Origin of the sequence: Globicatella sanguinis, assembly GCF_002847845.2 — a bacterium.
Taxonomy (GTDB): domain Bacteria; phylum Bacillota; class Bacilli; order Lactobacillales; family Aerococcaceae; genus Globicatella; species Globicatella sanguinis.
Genome location: NZ_CP126962.1, coordinates 1,764,683 through 1,785,163, shown reverse-complemented (window position 1 = coordinate 1,785,163; position 20,481 = coordinate 1,764,683). Strand labels below are relative to the sequence as shown.

Genomic DNA, 20,481 nt, shown 5'->3' with positions numbered 1-20,481 from the left:
TTGTTCAGACTCTTATAATTTCATTGTGTTTAACGTCTTTTTAAGACCTTAACTCCGTATACTGGTAGTGAAATATTTTTGCCTTGGGTTTCACCAGAAATAATATCCACTGTCTCCTCCTTTACAGTAATAGATTGTGGCTGTTCAGAAAAGTTCATTACAAAGTAATAATCTTGATTATTTTTTGTTCTAGATTGAACAGATACAACAGGATTTCCATTAACAACAAAAGGATTACTTAAATCAAACTCCTCGATAATCGCATCATAGATAGTATTTAAAGATGATACTTCTGTTCTCGCCCCGATGAAGTACGCTTGACCTTTTCCAAATGTATTTACAGTAACAGCCGGAGTACCTGCATAGAAATCTTTTTCATAACTGGCCAAAGTCTTAGCTGATAATAAGTCAATCACTGATTGATAGTCTTTAGTCTCAACAGTGGTTCCATCTAAAAATGTCATTTGATTATATTGACTTGGATAATACGTATCCGTTTCGAGAACAGAAATGCCAAATAATTCTTGTAAAGGTTCAGGCCAACCACCTAAATAAGTTAAATCCGATTCATTTACTAATCCTGTCAAGTAAGTAGAAACTAAAATACCGCCCGAATGCACATATTCTTGCAACTTGGTCATAGTATTTTCATCTATCATATATAACATTGGTAAGATTACCAACTTATATTTCGATAAATCGTGTTCTTTAGTCACAACATCCACTTCAATATCACGATCCCAGAAATAACGATAATGATCTTGTAATGTATGTGGATAGCGTTTTGTTTCTAATCCAAAACCTTGTGCATCATCTAATGCCCATTTATTTTCCCAATCATAAATCATCGCAACTTTTGCATGCTTATCGCTTGTCTTAACCTCTTGTATTTTTTCAAGTACTTCTCCTACAAGACTGACTTCTCGGAACACACGATTATTTTCGGAATTATCATGATCCACGACTGCACCATGAAATTTTTCACTTGAACCACGCGATTTACGCCATTGGAAATAAAGATTGCTATCAGAACCATGTGCAATAAATTGTAAAGAGGACAACAGATGCATTCCCGGTCTCTTTGTTTTATTAACTTTATGCCAATTAACACCGCTTGGGGTTGACTCCATAATTAAGAACGGTTTTTGTTTCAAACTGCGATATTGATCATTAATAAAACCAACTTTACTAGCTAAATCTGCAGTAGTTCCCCAATCATTATGCCAAGCTGGATAACAATCCCAACTGATAATATCGACATGCTGAGCAAATTTAGCATAATCTAGACTTTGGAAAGGAATAAGATCATCTGTATCTGCCATAAAATTAGTGGTAATCGGAATATCCGGAGTAATTTGACGAATTTCTATAATCTCATGTTCATAGAAATCAATTGTTTGATCTGTTACAAATCTTTTCCAGTCTAAATTTAAACCATGCACTGCATTCTCACCAATAGGTGAAGGAGACTCTATTTGATTCCAATCTGTTATTGTATGACTCCAAAACGGTCCCCACCAAGCATAATTAACTTCATCTAAAGTTTTATACTTATCTTTAACCCATTGTCTAAAATTCGCTTGACAATAATCACAGTGACACTCACCAGAATATTCATTTGAAATATGCCACATTAATAGAGCCGGATGGTTCTTATATCGCTCTGCTAGAAGTTTATTAATAATCGCTATTTTTTCTCGATATACTGGTGAAGAAAAGCAATGATTATGACGACCACCATGTAACATTTTTTCACGTCGTTCATTTGTACGCAACACCTCAGGATATTTATGCGACATCCAAGCTGGTCTAGCCCCACTAGGAGTTGATAAAATAACATTGCCACCTATTCCTGCGATATCATCCATAATCTTATCTAACCATTCAAAATTAAAGTGACCTTCTTCAGGCTCAAGTGTCGCCCATGAAAACATTCCTATCGAAAATGTATTGGTATTCGCTTTTTGCATCAATTCAATATCTTTTTCTAATATCTCTGGATAATTTAACCATTGATCGGGATTGTAGTCTCCACCATGTAAAAACCTTTGCTCACTCATATATTTATTCATTTCATTCTCCTATCCTTTTGTTCCTCCAGTTGTTAACCCAGAAACAAAATGTTTTTGTAATGACAAGAACACTAATGCGATTGGAATACTAATCAAAATAGCTCCAGCAGCAAAAGTAGTATAACTTGCTCCCATCTTATCAGTAACCAATTTATATAAGCCTATTGGTAAGGTATAATATTCTGGTTGTCTTAGTAAAACTGATGATAATGCGAAATCACCTAATGGGCCAGTAAAACCATTCATCGCTACTACTGCTAACATCGGACGCGATAATGGTAATAAAATCTGTAAAAATATTCGCGTATTTTTAGCGCCATCAATTTTTGCACTCTCATCTAAATCGATTGGTATCGAATCAAAATAGCCTTTCATTAAATAGGTATTCATAGGAATTTGTCCACCTACATAAATTAGTATCAATAACCAATGACTGTTTATTAACCCTAACATTTGTGCTAAAACAAAGATAGCAATTAGGGCTGAGAATTGGGGTATCATTTGTAATAGTAAAAAGAGCATTAATCCATTTTTTCTACCTTTAAAACGAAATCTCGAAAAAGAATACGCAGTCATTGAAACAAAAATTAACGACAAAATCATTGTAAAGAAACTTATTTTCAAAGAATTCAAATACCAACGACCATATAAAAGAGTTCCTTCATTAGCAAACAATCTTTTATAATGGGTTAATGAAGCGTTTTTAGGTATTAAACTCGTTGAGATTAAACTATTTCCTGGGTTAAAGCTAGCACCAACAGTCCATAATAATGGATAAATAATAACCACACAAACAATGATTAATAATAAATAAGTTGACAGAAGTCGTGTACGACGTTGTTTTGTTAAGGAATGTGTTTTTTCCACTACAATCTACCTCCTTCTTTAAATGAATTCGTTCTTCTAAATTGCCATAATGCTATCGCAATTACAAAGATTGAGAGTAAAATAGTTAAAGCTGCTGCCAACGCATACTGACTCTTTTGCATCGTTAATTTATAAATCCACGATACAAGAATATCGGTACCACCAGCTGTTGAACCTGGAACAGCTGGTCCTCCAGAATTAAATAGATAAATAATATTAAAGTTATTAAAATTAAAAGTATACTGCGTAATAATGATTGGTGCCATCGAATATAAAATTAATGGTAAGGTAATTTTTCTAAATTTTTGAAAACCATTTGCTCCATCGATGGTGGCAGCTTCATACAAATCGTTTGGAATCGATTGTAACGTTCCGGTCGTCACAATGAAGATATATGGAAATCCTAACCATCCTTGTATCATTAACAATGCAATTTTAGTCCAATTTGCATCGGTCAACCATGGAATTGGCGAAACACCAATTAAACTTAAAATGGAATTATTAATTGCTCCAAAAGTATCATTAAACATTCCGGCAAACACCATAATCGTTACAAAACCTGGAACAGCCCATGGTAAAACAAGTATGGTTCGGAATAATTTTTTAAATTTTAACTCCTTTTGGTGAACAACAATGGCTAACAAAATACCAATTGAAACTTGTAAAGTTGAAGCCACTAAAGTCCATATAACCGTCCAACCCAATACATTAAAAAAAGTCTCTCGCCAAATATCAACAGTAAAGATTTTAGCAAATGTTTCAAGCCCCACCCAATCAGCTAGATTCGCTGGCGCTGAATGATATAAATCGTAATTAGTAAAAGCCAAAGCAACACTAAATAAAATTGGAAAAATAACGGAAAATACTAATAAGAAAAAAGCGGGACTACTCATTAGATAAGGATATCCCTCACTTAATAATGCCTGGTAACTCTCCACAATGTTATTCACTGCATTGCCTTCGTCCCTCTTGCGTCCATTACGAAAAGCATCTTTTAAATTTAAATAATAAAATCCCAAACCAAACATCAGGACTATCAACGCAACCAAACCTTCAGCTAAAAGGAAAATTGAATTATCTCGAGGTAACTCTGTTCCTAAGGTAAACAACCCCCAAATCCCCATATTCAATAGATCTTTGAATACAAAGAAGTAAGAAACGGTAATAACGAGAAAAATAAACCCTTTAATATATTGTCGATTATAAATCTGTCCCAATCCAGGAACTACTGATAGAATTGTGGCATTTTTTGCATATTTTGATGAGTAAGATTGATCACTCATAATCATTACACCTACCTTTATTAAAGGCGACGAAAGATTCGTCGCCCATGAATTTCTCTGATTATTGTTGAGTCGTTGCTTTTATATCGTTAGCAATTTGTTCTACTGCTTGCTCTAAAGCTTCTTTTGGCTCAGCTTTTCCTGTTGCAATTGTTTGAAGGGCTTGATCAATTGGTAACCATACAGAGTTCATTGCAGTGATACCTGGCATCAATTCAGCATATTGTGATTGTAAAGCAATCGCGGCTGCCGCTTCACTTTCTTGAACACTTGGGTCTTCAGCTAGCGCTAGCACAGCTGGAACTTCTTTTGTTTTTTCATAGCGAACTTTTGAATTTTCTTCATTCGCAATAAATTTAACAAATGCTTCTGCTAATTCTGGGTGTTTTGTATAACTACTTACATTATAACTTTTGACACCAATGAATGATCCCATATGTTCTCCATTAGGTAACATTGGTAATTCTTTAACTCCATAATTAATGCCTGCTTCTTTATATGGTTCAACGTTCCAAGGACCAGAGATTACCGCTACAGCTTTTCCTTCAGTAAATAATGAATCTAACACATTAATACCTTGTTCGCCGATAATTCCTGCCGGGAATACTTTTTCGTCATAGAACTTTTTGATATATTCAGCTCCTTCGATAGCACCCTCGTTAGCAAGACCTAGATCTTCTGGGTTAAACTCTCCGTCCTTTTCGCCGAATACATAAGATCCAAATCCTCCCATTACCCCTTGAGCATAGTAAAGTGTATCCCATAGTGCTAATAGACCATATTTTTCACCATCAGAATAGTTCTTAGAAAACTCAAACCATTCGTCAGTAGTATTCGGTAGTTCTTCTTCTGCAATTAAGTCTTTATTATAAAATAAAATTTGGGTTTCTACCGCTTTTGGCAGCCCGTATACTTTTCCATCAACAGTTTGCGATTGCATAGCTGCTTCAGTATAAATTCCTTTTAATTCATCATCTACGGTTAATTCTTTCAGTAATCCTTCTGTTACAGCAGTCCCTACTTGATCACTCGGAATAGTAATCACATCTGGGCCTGTTCCTGCTGGTCCGTCCAAACGTAAATCCTCTATATGGTCTGCATAAGCTTTTTCTACCATCGTGATTTTTACATTATTTTCTTCTTCAAATTTTTTAATTGCATCTTCAATCCCTACACCTTTGGCTTGATCTTCCCAAACTAAAAGTTCTGTTGGTTCAGAATTTTCTGTTGTACTTAGATCGTTTGAAGTTACTGTTGCATCATTCTCTTTTGGTCCACATCCTGCCAACCCTAAAACGACTAAACTGCTAAGCAATAAACTTGATATTTTTTTCATTTGTCTAGCTCCTTTATTAATATTGGTACTTTTAGTATATAAGAAAACGTTTTAATTGTAAATAGTTTTATTTAAATAATTTAATTTATTTAGTAAATATATTTATCAATCATTCTTGATATAGTTGCACAACCATGATAAAAACGTTATAATTCTAGTAAATAGTTTTACTAACTAATATAAAAATAATTTTTATTGAGGTAACAAATGACAACAATTAAGGATATAGCATACCATTCTGGGTATTCTTCAGCGACAGTCTCTCGCCTACTTAAAGGAGACGAAAACTTATCCATAACCGAAGAGGCCAGACAAAAAATAATCCATACTGCCCTAACTTTAGGATATGATCGCTCTAAGATTAAAACGACACTTGAAAAAATTGCAGTGCTATCTTGGATAAGTGATGAGGAAGAATTGCAAGACGTTTATTTTCGCAATCTGAAAATTAATTTAGAGAAATATGCAAAATTGAATAATATGGAAATATTTACAATCAAACAAGACAAAGGTCTAGATTCTATTCCCAAAAATATTTCTGGTTTTATTGCTTTGGGTTCTTTTTCTGAAAAAGAAATACAAAAATTAAAAAATAGCTATACTAAGGGCGTCTTTTTAGAAATTAATCCTGAACCCGATTATTTTGATACTGTGAAGCCCGATACCGATCGGATGACAGTCAAAGCGATTGATTATTTTAGAGAAAAAGGCTATCAAAAAATTGGTTTTATCGGTGGAAAATATTACAATCATTTTAATGATACAATTGACATGGATAGTCGTGAGATAACTTTTCGTCATTATCTTTCAACTCTGGGACTACTTAATGATAAATATATTTTGAGCGAAGGCCGCTTTTCTGTAGAACAAGGTTATAATCTAGTAAAAAATAATATTTCAAAATGGAAAGACGACCTGCCCGAAGCGATTTTTATTGCATCTGATACGATTGCAATCGGCTGTTTACAAGCTTTTAATGAATTGCAAATCAATATTCCAGATAATATTGAAATTATTAGCATCAACGATAATGATATCTCAAAATTTGTCTCTCCCCCATTAACTACTTTCAGAATTGAGGCTGAAGAGATAGCAAAGACTACCATTGATATTTTAGTTGATCAAATTGTCTATAACCGAAAAACAACTAAAACCGTTTTACTTAATTCTGAATTAATCATTCGCAAAAGTTTTATCCCAAAAACATAGTTAGAAGGACAATAGTCCATCACCAATAGGTGTTACTATTGTCCTCTTTATTTAATCTACTTTATAATGGTTCTTTGATACGATATCGTTTTCTTCTAAAGTTAATAAAGATTGCTTCCGACTCACTCCACCGGCATATCCGCCTATTGAGCCATCGGATCTTATTACACGATGGCAAGGAATGAGAATCATCATAAGGTTACTACTATTGGCATTACCAATGGCTCTGCTAGCATTTGGATATCCAATTTTCTTACCTAACCCTTGATAATCTATGGTTGTACCGTAAGGAATATTTTTTAACGCTTGCCATACCTTCGTTTGAAAGACCGTGCCGTTCATAATGGTCGGAATTGTAAACTCAGTTCTTGTTCCTTCTAGGTATTCGCTTAGCTCTTGTTTCACTTTCAAATTCATCGAATGATCTTTTTCAATAATCTTCCGTTGATATTGCTTTTGAACTCGTTCAATTCGTTTTGATGTCAGGCTATCAGCGAACTGCAAAAAGTAGATACCGTCTTCTGCCACCAAACTAGTCATGGTACCAATGGGCGTCTCAAATGTATTTTTATATAAATAACTCATTTACGATCATCCTGTCTAAAATAAAAAGTATATTTATTATATCATAGTGCTGTATCTTACCTAATAAAAATCGAGATTGTGTGCTATTTTATCAGACACCCTTTGATACTAATAGCTTCGATAACAAAACATTAGTTATGACACATACTATAAACTACTTTTAAGCACATATCGGTACGGAAATCGAAAGCTATGAGGCTTTTAAAACGCAACTAAGGTTCGTCCTAAATGCTGTCCCTCTCGTATCTTCGATAGGGGTTCGTCTAATTTATCAAATGGCACTTCATTGACTAATAATGAATCAATGACATTCCATTCATTCGCTAACAACTCCCAAATTTGATTACGTAACGCTACAGGTCTTGCTAGTGAATCAATTCCAAATATCGTTACCCCTCTTAAAATCATCGGCAAAACAGACGTGTTAAATTGAATACCTGCCGCATTCCCACACATCGACATGGCACCATTATTGGCAATTTGAGTTAAAGCAATTGCTGCCGGTTCACCCCCTACGTTATCCACAACATAATCCCATTTTGCTGAAGCTAAAGGTTTAACAGTTCCTAAATCTTCTGGCCAAATTACTTCAGTGGCTCCTAATTTTAAGGCGATTTCTTCTTGATAATCTTTCCTTACCAGAGCTGTTATCTTTTCAAAACCTAACTTTTTCAAGATTGCTAAAGAAACGGATCCCACTCCGCCAGTCGCTCCCGTAACTAAAATATGAGGTTGTTTATTTACATCCATCCCATGGTTAATCAGTGACAACAAGGCATAAGCAGTAGTAAAGCCAGCTGTTCCATAAATCATCGCCTCTTTTGTCGTCATGCCCTCTGGCACTTTCACCGCCCAATCACTATCAACTGATACATATTCTGAATAACCACCGGTCGTCGATACTCCCATATTACTTCCCATCACGATGACTTTATCACCTTTTTGATATTTCCCCGATTGATCTTCGACTATTTCACCCGCTACATCTATCCCAGGTATCATTGGATAATGCCGAATAACGCCTCCTTTAGTTTTAAAACCCAACATATCTTTATAATTTAATGAAGAATATTCCGCCTTAATTAAGGTATTGCCTTGATATAAAAATTGACGGTTCAATTCCTCTACTTTATAGGTAACCTCGCCATTTGTTTCTCTAACCACATATGCTTTAAACTTTTCCATGATAAACCTCCCTAAAGTTTTCCATTCAAGAAAAAGATATCAAATCCCTAATACAATAGCAAGTGTAATCCCTTACAATTAATGGTGTTATAATATTTAGCATTCTATTTCTAAGAAATGTTGCCTATTCCTCCTTTCTAAAAGCTACCTGATATAGTCCGGTTCGCTTAAAGCTTGTTTTTCCACTATCAACGCCTAACTTTCATAATTACGTTTCATGACTATACATTGTCAATAACTTGGTTAAAGTTTATACAATACCTGATATTGACATCCACCGTGATTTTGCTATACTTAATTAACAAAAGGGAATGAGGTTCTCCCCAGGTAAGTTTACCTAAACCGCAGTTATTTGCTGATGACTTCTGTGACGCTTTATTTGGCATGTCACGGGGGTCATCTTTTTTATGGATACCTTCGTGAAACAAATTAATAAATGAAGGAGATTAATTTATGTTAACATCTTTAGCTTTCGTCTTTTTAGGCGGCTTATTAATGGCAACGGTCGCTGAAAAAATTGGTTTGCCTCGTATTATTGGTATGTTGCTTGCCGGAGTCTTACTCGGTCCCCATCTACTGAACGCCTTTGAACCAGCTTTGCTCGATAATTCAGCTGATTTAAGAAAAATGGCATTAATCATTATTTTACTGAAAGCTGGGCTTACCTTAGATTTATCGGATTTAAAACAAGTCGGACGCCCTGCCGTTCTGATGAGTTTCTTGCCTGCAACAATTGAAATTATTGGCTATTTGCTGATAGCCCCTTGGTTATTAGGTATTTCTCTTATTGATGCTGCTGTCATGGGCGCTGTCATGGCTGCTGTATCTCCTGCTGTGGTCGTACCTAGAATGATACATTTGATTGAACAAAAAATCGGTACGAATCAGAAAATTCCTCAACTCATTTTAGCGGGTGCTTCATGCGATGACATTGTGGTGATTATATTATTTACTGCTTTTTTAAGTATGGCACAAGGTGGCGCCATCCATTATCAAGATTTCTTTAATATTCCTATCTCAATAATCGCTGGCGTCGGCTTAGGTATTTTAACAGGTTGGCTGTTACTTCTTTTCTTCAAATGGGCTCATACAAACATTGGCTTAACTGAGATTCAAAAAGTCATTATAATGCTTGCTATTTCATTCATACTCGTAGCGATTGAAAAATGGTTAGCTAATACCATTGCAATTTCGGGTCTTTTAGCCGTCATGAGTATGGCCAGCGTAATAAAAATGCGTGGTCCGATACCACAATCGACAAAGTTATCTAAACAATTTGGTAATATATGGATTGCTTCAGAATTATTGTTATTTGTGTTAGTGGGAGCAGCTGTTGATATTCGTTATTTAAGCATTGCTGGATTTAAAGCTATATTAACTATTTTATTAGCTTTAATCTTTAGAAGTTTAGGCGTTTACCTTAGTTTACTCGGCACTAAACTGTCAGCAAAAGAAAAAGTATTTTGTATTTTTGCCTATTTACCAAAAGCAACAGTGCAAGCAGCAATTGGTGCTATTCCTTTAGCCGTCGGCTTAAATACAGGGCCACTTATCTTATCCGTGGCGGTCATCGGTATCACCATTACCGCACCTCTTGGGGCATTATTAATTGATCGAACCCAACACACTTTGCTATCACAAGATAATTTAATAGATTAGACAAATATTCACAAAACTCTAAATACTACTTTTCAACACTATATCATTTCTTAACAACCTCAGCTAATTATTTTCATTAGCTGGGGATTTTTCATTGCAAGTAAATATTAGCGAACTCTTTCAATAACACATTGATTAATTTTTTACTTAAGTTTATTTGCAAGGAATAATTGATTAGATTTTTACTTAATATTTACAGAAAATTGATATTACTTTGCCATAATTAAAGTGCGTAAAGCATATTGATATTTTTTAAGAGGAGTAAAATTGCTTAAATCTAAGTCTAGTAAATTCGTTGTATCGTTACTTGCTGCTACTCAATTATTAGCTCCAATGGCTGCATTTGCAGAAGACATGGAACTTTTAGCAGAAAAACCGGTTGTTGCTGAAGTTAAGTCAAATGATGTCCCTAACCGTGTCATTACAACCATTAAAAATGATCCATCAACTTCAATGGCCTTTAACTGGTTCACTACTTCGAAGTTTGATGATGCGACCGTATTAGTTTCAAAATCTGAAGATATGAGCGAACCGATGGAATTCACGGCTGAAGCTACTGAAGTAACCAATCGCTATTTAGAGCGTGATGAAAATGGCTTCTTAATCTTTGCTAACGTTGCTTACGATGAAGAAGGAAATATTGAAAAAGATGAAAATGGCGAACCAAAAATTAATGGTTACTTTACCGATGAAAATCAAACTGGACCTGAATGGACTTCAGGTGACAAAATAGGTCAAGCAGGGCTTGTTGATGTTGTAGAACATGCTTATAAAGCAGAAGCTACCGATTTAGAACCTGTCACAACTTATTACTACCAAGTGGGTTCAGCTTCAGGCGAAATGTCCGAGGTCGGAAAATTCAAAACAGCTGGCAAAGCGGATGAATCATTCACTTTTATTCAATATACCGATACCCAAAATGCGTATTGGAACGAAAACGTTCGTAACGAAGCAACATTTGCTGCCGATACCATTGCTCACGCCGTTGCAGAAGTGGGTACTGATAATGTAGATTTCATTTTACACACCGGTGACTTTGTTGAAACAGCTGAAGTAGAAGACGAGTGGGTAGACCTGATGGAACAATCAAAAGCTACTCATTTAAATTACGCATTCGTTTCAGCTTCTGGTAACCACGATGAATACACAATGAAACAATTTGGTGAATACCCTGATCCAGATATTACTCAATTTAATGAGCATGTTAATGTGAACTCAGCTAATGATGCGATTAGTGGCGGTTCATACTACTCATTTGATTACAATGGTGTTCATTTTACAGTATTAAACTCGAATGATAATAAAGCAGACGATACTGATAATCCAGATGAAAAAGCCTTTGGTAAAGCTCAATTAGAATGGGCTCGTAAAGATATTGAAGAAGCACGTGCAAATGGTGCCAAATGGGTAATTTTAGCTTATCATAAGCCTATCTTCTCTAAATCGTATCATTCACTGCAAGATAGTGATGTTCAAGCCGTTCGTGAAGAATTCATGCAACAAATTGATGAACTAGATGTTGATTTAGCTTTACAAGGGCATGACCATGTATTATCAGCAACCTATCCATTAAATTTCGTACCAACTGAAGAAAACTTCTCGAATGGTGTCATCGCGGATGCTGAAACAATCGAAAAAGATGGCGTTGACTACTATGTAGATCCTAAAGCAACAGTGTTTGTATTACCTAATACTGGTGGTACTAAAGCCTATGATGATATTTACTCTAAAGGTGTAGACCATGTTCATAAAGTTCGACCAGCTTTAGATTGGATGACAGCCGAAGATGTTGATTATTATAATAGCTTATTCGCATTCGGTAACCAACCACAAGAAACGGAAGCTTTTGCAGAGTCTCACTCTAACTGGCGTGATAGCTCTGTTCAAAACTTCGCAACCTATACTGTTGAAAGGAATTCATTACACGTTAAAATTTATCCAGTTTCTGGTGATATTTTAGCTGGCGAAGAACGTAAAGTAGAATTAGTTTACGAATTCGGTATCACGAAAGATGCAGCAGAAAACACTGAAGAAGAGACAACTGAAGCAAATAAAGAAGAAACTTCTGCTGAAGAAGCAGCTGAATCTAAAGAAGATGAAACTTCTGCTGAAGAATCAACTGAATCTAAAAAAGAAGAAACTTCTGCTGAGGAATCAGGTGAGTCAAAAGAAGATGAAACTTCTGCTGAAGATTCAACTGAGTCCAAAGAGGAAGAAACAACTACAGAGGAAATATCTGCCCAATAATCTTTCCTATCTATATTGGAAGAAAAAGGACAAAACCTAGGCAAAAAACTTTTATTACTCTTTTGGATCCTATTTATTTAATTTATTGCGCAAGGGTTGAGTGGTATCAGAACGTGTCTTAATCACTAGTTGGATACCTACTGGACTGTGAGGAGTGGGCAGACGAAGCGAAAATCATCCGATTTTCAACTTCTTGTCCACTCCCTTGCTTTATATAGAGGAAGGTTTAAAATGAAATTCGTAAATAAAATATTTTATGCGCTGTTTATAATAATCGCAGTCTCACAAATAAATTCACTTTTAGTGGAAGCAGGAAACACCATGATTAACGCGTCCCAACAAACATCATATACTGATAAATCTAGAGTATCCTTTCAATCTGATGAAACTGAAACCACATCACAAGCTCATGAAGCTGAGCTTATTATTCCAACTAGCACCACACTTCCTACTAACGAACAATGGGCCGAGTTAAGTTTAGAAGAAAAGGCTCATACAATTGTTTCAACGATTTATCTTAACGCTAACGCTGAAAATAGTATCACCGAAGAGCAAATTCAAGTACTATTAGGTGAACCAGATGAAGTGATTGAAATGAATGACCAAATCAAACAACATCTTTTTACATTAGAAGATGGTGGCCGAAAAATTGCTTTGAAATTAGCTTATGATTTAGAAAAAAAGACTTACTTTGAAGGACTGGGTGAACAATCATTTGAATTAGACACTATACCCGTTACATTTGATAAATTTAATGAACTCGCATCCCTTTTAAGAGAAAATTATCAAGATAAACAACATACAAAAGTTGAAGTATTGGCGGATTACTTGGAGTCACCAAAATCAGTCTCTTATATTTTTGATGCCATTGTCTATCAATTTCCCGGTGAAAACCATGATAAATATGCTTGTTTATTGTATTCTAAAAAGGGGCCAAAAATCGAAAGAATTGCAGCCGAAAAAGGGACCACCTGCAGTCAATTATCCGCTATAATATTTAGATAGAATTTTTATAGTGGAGGTTGCTTGGAGTGTTAAGTATGACTCTTGAATTTGAAATTATCAGTTGTTATCGTCGAGGAGAAACTAAAAGAGGAATTAGTCGTAAACTGGAGGTAGATAGAAAAACAGTCAGAAAAATTTGTGATGCTTATGACGAGACGCTAGTTAAACTGGGCAAAGCTGAAGACGACCAAGCCCTTGAACGTGCCACAGAGGAATTAGTGTTAAAGAGAAAGTATGATAGCTCTAACCGAAAGAAAACAGCCTTTACTCCAGAAGTAGAGGCAAGAATGAAGGAGTTGCTTGAAGAAGAAAAAGAGAAAACAAAAAGATTAGGTTCACATAAACAAGCTCTAACTGCCGTAGCTGTCGCTGAAATACTCAATGAGGAAGGCTATGATATTAAGTATCGAACGGTCGCTCACTATTGGGGACAATTGAATAAAAAGGCTAAGGAGGCTTTTATACGCCAAGAGTATGAATTAGGATCCCGAGTTGAATTTGACTTTGGAGAAGTTAAGCTGGAAATCAATGGAAAGGTGACAACACTTTACCTAGCGGTCTTTGCCAGCCCAGCTTCCGATTATTATTGGGCTTATTTATATACCCATCAGAAACAAGATGTTTTTCAAGACGCACATGTTCGCTTCTTTGAACAGGTAGGAGGTGTTTATTTAGAAGTTGTCTATGATAATATGCGTAACGTTGTTTCAAGATTTATTGGCAAAAGTGAAAAGGAGTTGAATGCTCGTCTGATTCAATTAGCTACTTATTATGGGTTTGATATCAACGTCACCAATTGTTTCAGCGGTAATGAGAAAGGAACAGTAGAAGGCAGGGTTAAAAAGGTGCGTCAAGCTTGTTTCACCAAAGTCTATCAGTTCGATAGTTTAGAAACAGCTTGTGACCATCTCCAATCCCAACTGGTAAAACTAAATGAAAGTAGCCAAATAGAAGCCGAAAAGGAACAGCTCTTATCTTATCGCCCACCTTTTGAATTAGCAGATTTCCATGAACTAAAGGTAAATCGTTATTCCGCTATTCATTATGAACGCAATCAGTATTCAGTACCCGATTACCTAGTTGGAAAAACTGTCCAAGTGAAAGCCTATCATGACCGCTTAGTTATCTATTCTAATGATCAAGAGGTCGCTAGGCATCAAAAAATAGAGGGTTCTCAAGGCTTCTGTCTCGATATCTTCCACTATATCAAAACTTTGAAAAAGAAGCCGGGGGCATTAAAGCATTCACATGCATTGAAGTATAACCCTGATTTGAAAATCCTCTATGAGAAATATTATAGCGATAAACCAAGAGATTTCCTAGAACTACTTGAAAAATATCAAGTTTTAAATCCTGAGGTTCGCATTCAAACCATTGAAGCCAGCCTTCTTTCTTCACTAGAAGAGCCCTCAATGGAGTCGAGTCAAGATGCCATCATCCAGCAGACTCAGCAGACTCTTCATCAATTCAATGACCTTTTCGGTTTGGAGGAAGTTATATGATGAAGATTGTTGAAGCAGCTAATGAGCTAAAATTGGCCTTTCTTAAAGAGAATCACCAGCAATTAATAAAAGAGTATCAAGCCAGAGGATTGAACATTGAAGAGGCCATCGAAGAATGGCTGAATGAAGAAGTGATGCATCGACGGGACCGTAGTCATCAAAGGCGAATCAAAGCGGCTAAATTTAATCAGAAGAAGTATTTGGTGGACTTTGATGACACAGTCTTTCAGGAGCCTGTTAGAAAGGAACTACGGAACTTAAAGACGTTACAATTTATTGAAGAAAAGGAGAATGCCATTTTTATAGGAAATCCAGGAACGGGTAAGACCCATTACAGTATTGGATTAGGGATGGAAGCTTGTTTAAAGGGTTATAATGTCTTATTTGTCAACGCCCCTAATCTAGTCATCCAGATGAAAGAGGCCGTCACTCAGAGTCAATTTTATCGTTTTAAGCAGCGCTTAAAGAAGGTAGATTTATTGATTATCGACGAACTTGGCTATTTATCCTTCGATGAATCGGGGGCTGAACTTATCTTTAATTTATTATCGAATCAGATAGGAAAGGGATCGGTGATTATTACCACTAATTTAACATTTGATCGTTGGCAAGAATGCTTTAAAGATCCTACTTTAACAGGAGCGCTTGTCGACCGTCTCGCTTACAAAGCCCATGTGGTAGATATGCGAGGAGAAAGTTACAGAATGAAGCAAACAAGCCTATGGAAAAAGGGACTAGAGAAAGGAGAAGATTAGCTCCTATTACCACTGCAAGGTGGTCCCTTTTTCGTCAGCAAAGTGGTCCCTTTTTCATTTGACATATACAATGCTGTGACAGTTAAAGAAAACATTATTACGGACATCAATTACTTATCGGGTGATCAAGCATCAATGAAGCACCCCATTGAACAAACCAAAAAACAATTGGACCGTTTGGCTCATGAAGCCGGACTCAATCACCAAGAAATTCTCAGCATTCTTGGCCAGCCTCATAGCATCAACTATGACTCAAAATCAGGCATCATCACCAATGCATGGTTTTCAACATCAGAAACATCAGCTGCTAAAGAAGTCTATTATTATTATGCTTATAATGGCATTAGTATCGGTTTAGCTTATGGGAGTAGACCAGAAGTAGAAAATTGAATAATTTTCGCTTCGTTGGCCTACCCCCGCACAGTTGAGTAGGCCTCAAACAAGTCTTTTAGACGCAGTTTGAGACCACTCAACCACTCCGCTATTAATTAACGCACAATAATTTTGACTAAATTTATCCAGTTTATGCCCAGCCTCTTGTTAGCAAAACTTCCATCAGTAGTATTTTTGCTACAAAAAAATAGGAGTAGGTAAGAAGAAGAAAACCCATGATTTTCGCTTCCTATACCTACCCCTCTTATATTTTGGGTAACAATTATTCTCTTTATTTTTCTGCTAATAAACGTTTTTTACTTTCTTCCATGGCTTCAATTTGTTCTTTTGACACCTCTGGAAATTGTGGATCTATTTCTTTTAATAAATCAAGCATAATTTCAGATACTAAGTAACGCGTATACCACTTTTGATCTGCAGGAATAACATACCATGGACTATGTTTCGTAGCCGTTTCATTTATCACCTTTTCATAAGTTTCTAAATAAGTATCAAATTGATCACGCACATCTAAATCCCCTGCATTAAACTTCCAGTTCTTCTCCTGACGTTCAATCCGTTCTAAAAAGCGTTCTTTTTGCTCTGCTTTTGACACATTTAAGTAAATTTTGACGATTCGATAGCTATTTTCATATAAATATTCTTCAAAATCTCGAATTTGACGATAACGTTTTTTGAAAAATTCCTGATCACTATCATTTTTCACTCGTTCAGCTAAACGATAGCCTTTATGAATATCATTAATTTGAACGGTTAAGACCTCTTCATAATGGCTTCGATTGAAGATTACAATATCGCCACGCTCCGGCACATGTCGGTGAATACGCCATAAGAAATCATGAGCTGCTTCTTCTTCACTCGGGACTTTAAAACTTTCCACGTAAACGCCTTGTGGGTTAAACCCCGTCATCACATGTTTAATGGTTGAATCTTTACCGGCAGCGTCTAAAGCCTGGATCACCACAATGACGCCTTCACGGCCATCCGCATACAATTTCTCTTGAAGTTCTTCCATTTTCAATAAATTTTCGGAAAATTTCGTCTCAATTTCTTCGCGTTCTACTTTATCCTCTGCCGCATTGGTTGGAATCTTTTTTATATTTAATTTTTCGCTTCCGTCAAACTTATATTGTTTTAGCATCTTAGATTCTCCTCTGTATTAATTTACTACCTTTCATTATAAATATATTTGAGACTATTAACAAAAATAACACCTTATCAACATAATAAAATATGATAGCACTGCCTATTGGTTGATAAGTTATCCTATTCAGTTGTATCAATACAAGCCGACCTATTTTCAAATGGATTTATAATATTTTTAGTTATATTGACTCAACCTTCTACCAATTGATAACTCTGTCGGATTAATGCCTGTAATTGCTCTAGATTAATCTTTTCATCCACTACCACACTCACCCAATGCTTCTTATTCATATGATAAGCTGGATAAAAAGTCTGATGGTCTATTAAATCAACGATTTGCAAAGGCGGTGCTTTAAGATTTAATACATCTACTATACCTGGCTGCTGTGAATCCAATAATTGATATGAAATGCGCATCATCAATCCATACCATTTTTGACGATTAGCTGTCTTCATTAAATAAAATTCTGGATGCTTAGCCCAAGGCGTCTCTAACTTTGTATTTAATTCAGCCCTAACAAAATCAAATACTATTTTTCGGAAATCCTTTAGTTGATAACACAATTCAATAATTTGATGCATCACTTCATTCACTTCAGAACGAATTTGATTAACAAAACTACCGCCCTCATCCTCGTTTAAATTGAAAGGCAAATACTCTAATCTTTCTGGCAATTCAAACACTGTTAACTTTATCTCATTATGATCGATCATAATTTGAACCTCAAAATCGGATGTTTTTAAAGGTTGATTGATTTCAAATGTTTCAGGTCCTGTTTTTTTAAAACCAAACTTAAGCGCTAAAGGAGGAATAAATTGTTTTTGTACGAGACTATCTAAATATCGCATGTTACCACCCCACAATCTTTCTAAAACTATTATAAATCATCTATTTTGAAAACTAAAAAATAAAGTTATCTATCAGGAATATTTAATCCGTGGTTCTTCAAATATGACTCTATTACGCAAAAAAGACTCGCAAAACCGCTGGGTCTTTCGAGCCTTTTAATCTCTTATTTAAGAATAAAACAATTAATCATGTGTATAATTATCAAAATAACCTTGAACTAATACAATCGGTGTCCCTTTATCGCCTGAACCACTCGTTAAATCACATAAAGAACCTAATAAGTCGGTAATACGACGAGGTGTTGTTCCTTCTGAATCCATTTGACCTACTAAACTTTGATCCTTTTCTTTTATACGCAACGCAATCGCATCTTTTAAATCTTGACCTGATAATTCACTGAATTCATTGTCAGCTAAATATTTTAATTTTAATTCATTTGGCGTACCTTCTAAACCATCCGTAAAGGCTGGTGAAACAACCGGATCAGCTAGTTCCCAGATTTGTCCTACTGGATCTTTAAAGGCACCATCACCGTAAACCATCACTTCTACATGTTTACCTAATTTAGCCAGGATTTGGGCTTGAACATCTTTAACTAAATCAGTACATTCATGTGGGAATAGCTTGACACTATCATCTGTACTTTTATTTGATCCTAATAAGCCAAATTCAGCATTATAACCACTACCATCAATAGATTCAGTTAATAAATCATCCAATCCATAAACCGTCGCACCTTGTGCTTTTAAAATACGCTTAGTGCGTTGACGAGTATGCACATCACAGTTAATAACTTTATCAGTATAGTTCAAAATTTCTTTAGCATGATTCGCAAATACAAATTCTACCTCTGCTCCAGCTGCTGTCACAATTTCTGCATAATACTTAACATAGTCTACACCGGTGAATGGATGCAAGTTTTCGCCAAATAAACGACGATATTCTTCTAAATTCATTACGGTAGCATAAGGATCAATATTATGTTCTTCTAATTGATCTTCTGTTAATAATTGGTTTCCTACTTCATCTCTTGGATAAGATAACATTAAAACAACTTTTTTAGCACCTAATGCAATTCCTTTTAAAATCATTGAAAAACGGTTACGTGAAAGAATTGGGAAAATAACCCCCACTGTTTCGCCACCTAATTTTTGGCGAACATCTTTACTAATTGCTTCAACTGATGCGTAATTACCTTGACTGCGTGCAACGATAGATTCAGTCATTGCGATGACATCACGATCACCAATTTCAAAATGATCACTGGCAGCTGCCTCCAATACACTATCCACAACGATTTTCGCTAAATCGTCTCCTTGTCGAATAATCGGGCAACGGATACCACGAGCAACTGTTCCAACATTTCTTGCCATAAGCTTTTCACACTTTCCATTATGAATTTAGACGTTGATAGAACGAGCATAGCATTTGTTCTCTTATTCATTGTCCAGATACATCATACACTAAAAACGAAAGATAGAAAAGAAAATCTTTTATATTTAGAAAAATTTAGAAAAACACCTATGAAAACGCTATTGATAATTCGTATTTTGACGAATTAATTGAGCCATTTCTTCTTCTTAATCATATACACTTCAAATATAACGATCCCAATGAAGACCATAATGATTATCGGATAGGATATAGGGGGTTCTAATTCAGGGATATGTTCAAAATTCATACCATACCATCCCGTCAATAAGGTTAACGGCGCAAAAACCGTTGTCACCACTGTCAATATCTGCATTATCCGATTTTGCTTATTAGAGACATCTGCGTTATAGATTTCACGCAATTGCATCACATACTCTCTTAAATCCAATGCATCATCTTTTAATCTTTTCGCATACTGGCTTAAATATTGTAATTTTTTTCGACTGATTGGCTTCACAATGTCTTGAAAATACTCATCTAACAAATCGCAAAATTCAGATAATTGTTGATAGTAACGTTTAAATGCTAATAATTCTCTGCCATATCTATGAAACTCATGATCTAAATCAGGCTGATATTCACCATCATTATTTAACATCGCTTCTTCTTGCTGATCTAACTTTTCTTCAATTTCATCCAAATACTTTTCTTGTGAATAAATCATTTTTTCAATAATCATTAATAATACTTGAATCGGTTTCGTAAGCTCAATAGTATTTATTTCATTCGCTATTTGATTAAGCAACTCTTTCATCCAATCATGCTCTTCAATAATAATGAATCTCGCATCATATAAATAAAAATAACAAGATTGTTCGCTACGTTGCTGAATCTTTGGTAAAAAAAGGGCTCCATATGCATAATGAGACATATCATATATTTTAGTGTGTTTAACAGGCTTATTAAAATTTAAAAAATGGTTATCTTCCATAAGGTATAAAAGTTACAATAAG

The 20,481-nt window shown here is 35.4% G+C and carries 17 protein-coding genes and 1 riboswitch; of the genes, 7 read left to right on the top strand and 10 right to left on the bottom strand.

The features are described from left to right. Positions 1 to 29 precede the first annotated feature (29 nt). From CYJ72_RS08020 to ganS, 4 genes are all read right to left on the bottom strand, one after another. Positions 30 to 2,072 carry a beta-galactosidase gene (locus tag CYJ72_RS08020; RefSeq protein WP_284629205.1) on the bottom strand — a complete coding sequence of 681 codons (2,043 nt, stop codon included), beginning with the start codon at positions 2,070 to 2,072 and terminating at the stop codon, positions 30 to 32. A gap of 9 nt (positions 2,073 to 2,081) precedes the next feature. Further along, positions 2,082 to 2,939, bottom strand: coding sequence for a galactooligosaccharide ABC transporter permease GanQ (gene ganQ / locus CYJ72_RS08015; RefSeq protein WP_276646507.1), 858 nt, complete (start codon positions 2,937 to 2,939; stop codon positions 2,082 to 2,084). Further along, the gene (locus CYJ72_RS08010; protein ID WP_284629200.1) at positions 2,939 to 4,222 is read right to left on the bottom strand and encodes a sugar ABC transporter permease; all 1,284 of its coding nucleotides are present in this window, start codon (positions 4,220 to 4,222) and stop codon (positions 2,939 to 2,941) included. The genes ganQ and CYJ72_RS08010 overlap by 1 nt, the downstream gene beginning before the upstream one ends. 61 nt (positions 4,223 to 4,283) lie before the next feature. After that, a complete protein-coding gene (gene ganS / locus CYJ72_RS08005; protein WP_284629198.1) occupies positions 4,284 to 5,558 on the bottom strand; it encodes a galactooligosaccharide ABC transporter substrate-binding protein GanS in 1,275 nt (424 codons plus the stop codon). A 207-nt stretch (positions 5,559 to 5,765) separates the two neighbouring features. Here ganS and CYJ72_RS08000 point away from each other — a divergent pair, with 207 nt between their 5' ends. After that, on the top strand, positions 5,766 to 6,767 hold the full coding sequence (locus CYJ72_RS08000; RefSeq protein ID WP_284629196.1) for a LacI family DNA-binding transcriptional regulator: 1,002 nt from the start codon (positions 5,766 to 5,768) through the stop codon (positions 6,765 to 6,767). 51 nt (positions 6,768 to 6,818) lie between these two features. Here the strand turns inward: CYJ72_RS08000 and CYJ72_RS07995 are convergent, their stop codons facing one another. Together CYJ72_RS07995 and CYJ72_RS07990 are read right to left on the bottom strand one after the other, a co-directional pair. Then, positions 6,819 to 7,352, bottom strand: coding sequence for a methylated-DNA--[protein]-cysteine S-methyltransferase (locus CYJ72_RS07995; RefSeq protein ID WP_284629194.1), 534 nt, complete (start codon positions 7,350 to 7,352; stop codon positions 6,819 to 6,821). Between the two features lie 201 nt (positions 7,353 to 7,553). Further along, positions 7,554 to 8,537 (bottom strand): acrylyl-CoA reductase family protein, encoded by a 984-nt coding sequence (locus tag CYJ72_RS07990; protein ID WP_284629192.1) that lies wholly within the window; start codon positions 8,535 to 8,537, stop codon positions 7,554 to 7,556. A gap of 298 nt (positions 8,538 to 8,835) precedes the next feature. Next, a riboswitch (Fluoride riboswitch) is annotated at positions 8,836 to 8,912 on the top strand. A gap of 78 nt (positions 8,913 to 8,990) precedes the next feature. On the opposite strand from CYJ72_RS07990, the gene CYJ72_RS07985 reads away from it, so the two are divergent. The 6 genes from CYJ72_RS07985 to CYJ72_RS07960 all read left to right on the top strand — a co-directional run bounded on the left by CYJ72_RS07985 (position 8,991) and on the right by CYJ72_RS07960 (position 16,095). Next, positions 8,991 to 10,196: a cation:proton antiporter gene (locus tag CYJ72_RS07985; RefSeq protein ID WP_101812923.1), complete on the top strand. Its 1,206-nt coding sequence runs from the start codon at positions 8,991 to 8,993 to the stop codon at positions 10,194 to 10,196. Positions 10,197 to 10,463: 267 nt separating this feature from the next. Further along, entirely contained in the window at positions 10,464 to 12,443 is a 1,980-nt protein-coding gene (locus tag CYJ72_RS07980) for a purple acid phosphatase family protein (protein ID WP_284629190.1), read from the top strand. 321 nt (positions 12,444 to 12,764) lie between these two features. Further along, positions 12,765 to 13,448 carry a hypothetical protein gene (locus CYJ72_RS07975; protein WP_284629187.1) on the top strand — a complete coding sequence of 228 codons (684 nt, stop codon included), beginning with the start codon at positions 12,765 to 12,767 and terminating at the stop codon, positions 13,446 to 13,448. A gap of 35 nt (positions 13,449 to 13,483) precedes the next feature. After that, the gene (gene istA, locus CYJ72_RS07970) at positions 13,484 to 14,950 is read left to right on the top strand and encodes an IS21 family transposase (RefSeq protein ID WP_284629185.1); all 1,467 of its coding nucleotides are present in this window, start codon (positions 13,484 to 13,486) and stop codon (positions 14,948 to 14,950) included. Then, positions 14,947 to 15,705: an IS21-like element helper ATPase IstB gene (gene istB, locus CYJ72_RS07965; RefSeq protein WP_071408384.1), complete on the top strand. Its 759-nt coding sequence runs from the start codon at positions 14,947 to 14,949 to the stop codon at positions 15,703 to 15,705. The genes istA and istB overlap by 4 nt, the downstream gene beginning before the upstream one ends. 75 nt (positions 15,706 to 15,780) lie before the next feature. Continuing rightward, a complete protein-coding gene (locus tag CYJ72_RS07960) occupies positions 15,781 to 16,095 on the top strand; it encodes a hypothetical protein (RefSeq protein ID WP_284629183.1) in 315 nt (104 codons plus the stop codon). Between the two features lie 274 nt (positions 16,096 to 16,369). Here CYJ72_RS07960 and CYJ72_RS07955 read toward each other — a convergent pair whose 3' ends face one another. From CYJ72_RS07955 to CYJ72_RS07940, 4 genes are all read right to left on the bottom strand, one after another. After that, the gene (locus CYJ72_RS07955; RefSeq protein WP_101812925.1) at positions 16,370 to 17,239 is read right to left on the bottom strand and encodes a PPK2 family polyphosphate kinase; all 870 of its coding nucleotides are present in this window, start codon (positions 17,237 to 17,239) and stop codon (positions 16,370 to 16,372) included. A gap of 194 nt (positions 17,240 to 17,433) precedes the next feature. Continuing rightward, positions 17,434 to 18,093 carry an MmcQ/YjbR family DNA-binding protein gene (locus CYJ72_RS07950; protein ID WP_284629180.1) on the bottom strand — a complete coding sequence of 220 codons (660 nt, stop codon included), beginning with the start codon at positions 18,091 to 18,093 and terminating at the stop codon, positions 17,434 to 17,436. Positions 18,094 to 18,276: 183 nt separating this feature from the next. After that, a complete protein-coding gene (locus CYJ72_RS07945) occupies positions 18,277 to 19,467 on the bottom strand; it encodes a coenzyme F420-0:L-glutamate ligase (RefSeq protein WP_284629178.1) in 1,191 nt (396 codons plus the stop codon). A 185-nt stretch (positions 19,468 to 19,652) separates the two neighbouring features. After that, positions 19,653 to 20,459, bottom strand: coding sequence for a CorA family divalent cation transporter (locus CYJ72_RS07940; RefSeq protein ID WP_284629176.1), 807 nt, complete (start codon positions 20,457 to 20,459; stop codon positions 19,653 to 19,655). Positions 20,460 to 20,481 lie beyond the last annotated feature (22 nt).